At 58.0% G+C, this 6,588-nt stretch carries 5 protein-coding genes and 1 pseudogene; 3 read left to right on the forward strand and 3 right to left on the reverse strand.

The features are described 5' to 3' along the window. A partial coding sequence (locus LG661_RS23885) for a cache domain-containing protein (RefSeq protein ID WP_230534498.1) occupies positions 1-641 on the reverse strand: 641 nt, incomplete at its 3' end. Positions 642-1,296: 655 nt separating this feature from the next. Beyond that, positions 1,297-2,256, reverse strand: coding sequence for a LysM peptidoglycan-binding domain-containing protein (locus LG661_RS23890; protein ID WP_230534499.1), 960 nt, complete (start codon positions 2,254-2,256; stop codon positions 1,297-1,299). 514 nt (positions 2,257-2,770) lie between these two features. Here LG661_RS23890 and LG661_RS23895 point away from each other — a divergent pair. From LG661_RS23895 to LG661_RS23905, 3 genes and pseudogenes are all read left to right on the forward strand, one after another. Further along, positions 2,771-2,967, forward strand: a pseudogene (locus LG661_RS23895) (AraC family ligand binding domain-containing protein); the annotation flags it as partial. A gap of 373 nt (positions 2,968-3,340) precedes the next feature. Further along, positions 3,341-3,778: a helix-turn-helix transcriptional regulator gene (locus LG661_RS23900; RefSeq protein WP_230534500.1), complete on the forward strand. Its 438-nt coding sequence runs from the start codon at positions 3,341-3,343 to the stop codon at positions 3,776-3,778. Between the two features lie 134 nt (positions 3,779-3,912). Next, on the forward strand, positions 3,913-4,524 hold the full coding sequence (locus LG661_RS23905) for a LysE family translocator (protein WP_230534501.1): 612 nt from the start codon (positions 3,913-3,915) through the stop codon (positions 4,522-4,524). Between the two features lie 18 nt (positions 4,525-4,542). On the opposite strand, the gene LG661_RS23910 is transcribed toward LG661_RS23905, so the two are convergent. Then, entirely contained in the window at positions 4,543-5,331 is a 789-nt protein-coding gene (locus tag LG661_RS23910) for an ATP-grasp fold amidoligase family protein (protein ID WP_230534502.1), read from the reverse strand. Positions 5,332-6,588: the final 1,257 nt, after the last annotated feature.

Here is a 6,588-nt window from a genome sequence, read left to right on the forward strand (position 1 = left end):
TTCATCGGCCGGGAGATGCTACGACCGAGGCCGAACGCAACAGCTACCAGGAGCAGAGCGGCCAACCCAACCAGAGCCAGGAAGACGTTGCGGTACTCGGCACTTGCGACCGCCAGGTCATCCACGTATACACCGGTCCCGATCACCCATTCCCACTGCGGGAAGGCTGCGGCATAGGTCATCTTGGGCGAGGGCTCGGTCTGATTAGGCCGCGGCCACAGGTACGATACAAAACCTCCACCCTGCTTAGCCGCGTCGACCATGTCCTTGGTGAAGTACCTGCCATTGGCATCCTTCAGTGTGGACTGGTCTTTACCCTCCAACTGCTTGCTGACCGGATGCATCAGGTTGACGTTGCTGTAGCTGAAAATGAAGAAGTATTCCGACCCACCGTAGCGGAGAACACGAAGAGCCTCAGAGGCACGCTTTTGGGCCTCATCGACAGTCATTTCACCCTTACCAGCCCGGGCATGATAGCTTGCTACGATACTGATCGCCGTCTCGGTCAGGTTCTTGAGCTCGGCCTGTTTGCGCTCTGTGAGAACCGTTGAGATTGTCATCGATCCATAGATCGACAGCGCAATCAGCGCCAGGATACCGACGGCCATTCCGGCATAGAATCTGCCGGTGATGCTGGACAAAATGCTCGTTACCCTCTTCCGAGCCGGGGAGTTTTGGACTGTCATCTCTTCTTTGTGGGCCCGCCTGCATCGCCGCAGGAGGCTCGTGCCACAGCAGCACGATCAATCGGGCATAGTAACCCTTCTCGAAAAGTAGTAATTTCAAGTTAATTGCCGGCAAAAATTTTCGGCTGCTGGAACGCATGAGATATACCACACGCAATTCCAAGTGTATCATGAATATTAGCTTTGTATTTAGACTATATGGTCCGATTTAGACCAATACACGCTGGCTTCTCAGTGCCCGTTTGAAAATAGGCGCCTACCCCAACATGCAGGGAGAGCGGCCGATCCGGTGCGCTAAATGTTGTGCCATCGGGCAATTCTCAAACGGGCTCTCAGATGATGGACGGCTCCAAGAATATAAAGGGTGGTAAAGGGACTGACAAACATGCTCCACTGCGTGCAACCTAAGCTTTGGGGCGAGCCGTGCAACGNTGATGGACGGCTCCAAGAATATAAAGGGTGGTAAAGGGACTGACAAACATGCTCCACTGCGTGCAACCTAAGCTTTGGGGCGAGCCGTGCAACGATCCTTCTAGCCGCTGCCTCAACGACAACTTTGAGCTTCCACATATATAGACGGATTTCCGCATCCATTCTGCCTAAGAAGGCTTTAGCCCGCCTGTTGTATGCTCTGGACCTTGATGGTGGTGCCTTGCTGGCAGACTGAAGCCTGAGCGACTTCGCCTCTAACCTTCACTCGGTCACCTGCACTGAACCTGCCGGTGTCGCCAGCCAAGGTGTAGAGCTTGCCGTCATCACTGCGTAGCGCGGGGCACTCGACGCCCTCTCGGGACAATGTTCCGGTTACGCGGACTCCAGAGGCATTGCCATCATCACCACCAATGACTTCAAATCGCTCTGAGACTGCTTTGACCCGGTTGTCCTGTGTCGCGACGACGAACACCCATTGTACATTATCGGCAGCGGCCTCGGGCAAACGGACGACAGTCTGTACGCCGCCGTTTTGTCCGACGCGCATCCGATCGATTACCCTATACTCCGAGTTCGGTGGTCCACCCCCGATCTTGACTGGCACTTCCGGTGGAAAGCCTGAGGCGCTGATCTCCACCCAAGTGCCGACCTCCCCTTGGTCCGGCGAGATCGAGACGGATGCTTCGGCCGGATCGGGTGTGTGGAGGTGTCCGCCGTCACGCGGCAGCTGTATCACGGTGCCGATCGGAACATCGGCCGGATCTAGGCTCGGATTGGCTTCTAGCACCGCATCTACGGTTGTCCCGAGTACATCAGCGATGCTGTATAGCGTATCACCCGCCCTGAACGTATATTGGCGGCTGGCAGAATTCGTTTCGGGCGCGGAGCCGCCCGGTACGTGAAGGTAGAGACCGACGCGCATGTCGAGCGGATCAATCTCCGGATTGGCTCTGCGAAGCGCCCCGACGCTCGTATTGCATCGCTCGGCTATGCTAAACATCGTATCGCCTTGTCGGACCTGCACCTGATCTCCGCAAGTGGTCTGCGCCACGGCTGGAATAACTGGCCCTGTGCAGAGGAAAGCAAGGAGGGCGAGCCCGAAATGCGTCTGCGGTCGATTGCCATTCCGTTTCGTCATTCGAGTGTCCCTTCGATTTTTCAGGGACAAGAATGGTTCAGCGGATGGGTTCCACAGATCCGGCCTCGCGCTCACGCGTTCGATTAGTCCCTTCCAAATCGCCGGCCGTCGAACGAAGGGAATGTAGCGCCGTACGTCTCAGGTCGCTGATGGGGAACACCCTGTGAACAATGATCATCCCAAAATTGTGCGAACCCAAAGAGCGGCGGCTGTTGGTTTGAGCATTCTATGTGAGCTGAACTACTTCTTGGTTCTAGTTGAAGCGAGGTGGCTCGACTCCATCTACGTGCCATGAGTTCCGATTATCGTACCACTGCTGAAGTTCGGCATATTTCTAGAACGTGCCAGACGGCTACGTTTACGGAGCATCTGTTTGATTGGGCGGTCGGCTATCTTTGGGACGCCTGATTGCACCTCAGAGCGCAATCGGTCCTGCTTGGCCTTGGCTAACAATTGGCGCACATTCGAGGCTCTCAAGCAGTCTGCGGCAGACGAGGCGTTAGGGAGGCAGCCAATGGCTCAAGGGCGATTTCAGGTCGTGTCCTGCGGGATGGCGGGCGTGCTAGCCGTCGAGGCAGAAACGGCCCATTCCTTCCCGCGCCACTCCCACGAGCAGTTCGGGTTCGGACTCCTCGATCAAGGCGCACAGCGCTCCCTGAGCGGGCGCGGTGTCGTCGAGCCAGGGCTGGCGACCTTATCACCGTCAACCCGGGCTGTTGATACCGGAGTGAAACTCCCCAGACCTGCCGATTGAATTTTCCCCAGGTGAGCGCGGCCACCGGTTGATCCGGCCGCTGCCGGGAAGACCGGCCTCCGAAAAATGGCCTGATGCCCCCGGGGACGTAACCGGCACAAGTGGGGATTTTTACTTCGGCGCTTCTGGGGACGATTCAATCGGCATTGACACGGGCGAGGTCCATGACGGCGCACCTCTCGGTGCCGCTGGGCGTGTCTGGCGAATGCTCTACCTCGACCCAGCTCTCATTACTGAAACGGCATACGACGCGAGCTAGGGCAAGATGCGAACCTGCGAGTTTGTCCGCCCCGTTCTGCGGGACGAGGCCCCCTTACGGGCGCCTTCCGAGTGCTCTATGGCGCACTGACAGCCATCCAGGAAGACGGAGCGAGCCTGCGCCGCGACGAAGCCCTTGCCGTGCTGGCGGACAGTCTCCTGCGCGAGCACCCTTTGGAGACCCTGCCAGCCGTCCCCGCCGCAATCCGGCTCGTGCAGGAGGTCATCGATGACGACCCGACAGCCCCGGTGACATTGGCCGAACTGGCGCGCGCCAGTGGCCTCAGCCGGTTCCAGGTGGTGCGGGGCTTCTCGCATGCCTTCGGCCTAACGCCGCACGCCTATCTCGTACAGCGGCGCATTGATCTTGCACGCCAGCTCATCACGGGCGGCGCGGCCTTGGCGGATGCGGCCCTAGACAGCGGCTTCGCCGATCAGAGCCATGTGACACGGCATTTCGTGCGCCGCTTCGGCTTCCCTCCCGGTGCCCTCTCCGCAGTGGCTATATGACCTGATCCGGAGAGCCTGCAATTTCGTTCAAGACGCGGCTGTGGAGTGCACGGAATAGGCGTGTGACATTCTTCACTCCAATCCCTGCTGGTCGAGACTTGGCCTGACACGATCGTCCTGGAGATACATCAGCTATGAGCCCCGATTTCCTCCTCACCTCCCTGATCATTGTGGCCTCGCCCGGCACGGGGGTGCTCGTCACGCTCGCTGCTGGGCTCTCGTGGGGCGCCCGCGCCGCCGTCATAGCGGCCATTGGCTGCACAGTGGGGATCGTGCCGCATATGCTGGCAGCCATTACCGGACTTGCCGCACTCCTGCACACCAGCGCACTTGCTTTCCAGACCATCAAGTATGCGGGCGTGGTCTACCTGCTCTACATGGCCTGGAAGACTCTCCGGGAGCACGACGCACTGTGCGTCGAGGCAAAGGATCTGCTGCGCTCGGATGGGCAGGTCATCTGGTCTGCGATCCTTGTCAACGCACTGAATCCGAAGCTCTCGATCTTCTTCTTCGCCTTTCTGCCGCAGTTCGTGGGTGCGGCCGAGATCCACCCTCTAGGGCGAATGCTGGAGCTCAGCCTTGTCTTTATGGTCATGACCTTTGTCGTGTTCGTCCTCTATGGTGTGTTTGCCGCTTCGGTGCGTCGGCATGTGACCGCGCGACCGCGGGTGCTGGCCTCGATGCGCCGCGTCTTTGCGGCCACCTTTGTAGCGCTTGGGGCAAGGCTCGCGCTGGCCGAGCGCTAGGATTGTCGTCCCCCTAGGCTAACGTGAAGTCACCCCAATACAACTCATGTTCGAAATGCGATGCCTTGAAAAGTGGGACGGATCTGGCTCGAAAAGTGAGCCCCACATCTCGTCCATTTCCACCGGGTTAAACCGTAGTCCTCCGGCCCCGGGAGTAAAAGTCATTTCGCCGAAATAGATTCTCCCCTCGACAGAGTAGAGGTCTACCCGGACGAAATTGAAGCCTTCCGATAGCACCTCCGCCGCGGCAAGCATCTGGCGCAGATTGTCGGGGCGCAACAGTTCATTGCAGGGAGCTGACGGATAGCCGTGGTCCATCCTGATTGGCGTCCAGTCGTGTGAGAAGAAGTTTACTTTGTGATTGGCGATGCGATCACTGTGGACCTGGACGATCTGTGTCAGAATGCCATTCTTCCGGAAACAGTTGATCTTGTAGTCCTTCGGCGGTTGACCTCGGTCCGTCAGCAACCTCTCGAACATGATCTGTGGCGAGATGCTCTTGTAGTGACGCTCCCGGTGAGTGTCATAGAAGTTCTGGGCTAGCCATCTACGCGCCTTCTGACGCAGCAGCTCGGTGTCCACCGAATCCTTGTCAGAAACAAGCTCGGTCCATTCGCATCCGTGGTTCGCCTTCATGACGAACGAGGACGGCAGAGATTCGAATGAAAAGCTCTCGATATCAGATGTGATATCATAAACTGGGACAAGAAAACTCTCCCCGAGACGGTCGCGTACGAAATCCCGGACGCGAATCTTGTCGGTAAGAATCCCGAACACCGGATGGGGGAAAAGCTTGCGGAAGGCCATGCAGTCACTGAAGCTTCTTGGATGCTTCAGATCTGGCAGGCGGCTATGGACGCGAAAATGGCTTGCATAGACGTACAAAGCGTCACTAGCGTAGCGAGAAAATAACCTTCGCGCATGCTTCCTTATCACATCGCTCCTCCTTCGAGCTGAGTAGCGTGGATGACAAACCAGAATTCCAACCTGACTACCTCTGAAGCGAGGCGCCGGAGCGGCGGCAGCCGGACTCTGGGTGCGTGCATACTTGTGCAATCTGAGCACCGGTTGTACGACCAACTCAGTGTTGTGCCACACGCGAGGTTCCCATAGGTCAGCTGATATCGCTGCCTCGATACGCTCCCCTTCATGACGTCCGCGGCGGCAGCCGTATCTCCGCCCGCCAGCATGAAAGCAAATAGGCAACGGCCAGAAATATCAGCAGCCCCAAAAGAGTAATTGAGTCCCAAGCGGGTCATAGCCTCAATTGCACATGTGCCGCCTTGAGGGGTAGAAGCGGAAATTCATGATAGTTGGAAGGCACACGGGATGTGCGTCAGAAGGGTCGCTCCATTTTAGTCTGACCCGAATTGCGAACGAGCTGTGTCTCCCCTCCGAAGACCTCGAGGCTGCGCGAACGTTCCCGGTCCTCGCCGCCCTAACAGGTCACGGCTTCACTCGTCAGGGGTGCAGATATGTACACGATGATCATCAGAGTCCATCGAGACGAGAGTCAGGCCGAACACGGCCTCGCGCAGGGGCTGCTCTCAAAGGGAGTGCCAGCCTTGCGCCTGCGCTCATACAAGAGCGATCCCCACAGCGATGGTGACGAGAACTGCTATTCCCAAAGCAGTCTGATGCGGTGATATTGGAGCAGTCACCGAAGTCTCTGACAAGCAGCGGCTACTCTGAGTGCCCGTTTGAAAATAGACGCCTACCCCAACATGCAGGGAGAGCGGCCGATCCGGTGCACTAAATGTTGTGCCATCGGGCAATTCTCAAACGGGCTCTGAGCCCTGTTGGGTGGTGAGCCAAAGAGCATAGCAGCTGAGGAGGTCATGACCCAGCCGCCGAGCCTCATGAAGAGGCTCTGAAGTTTCGGCACGATCTGGGCGGTACAGGTCTCCGGGAATTCGAGGCTGGTCTGCAGGCCGAGTGCCCTCGATCCGCCTTCGTCCCGGGATCGCGCCCATCTGGGAGCAGCTACGGTAAAACGGCATCCGCATTGGCGTCTTCTCGAACTAGGCTCAGGACTCGTTAACTGAGGTAGAAGGCCACTGAAGC

It is taken from the genome of Microvirga roseola (genome assembly GCF_020866965.1).
Lineage (GTDB): Bacteria > Pseudomonadota > Alphaproteobacteria > Rhizobiales > Beijerinckiaceae > Microvirga > Microvirga roseola.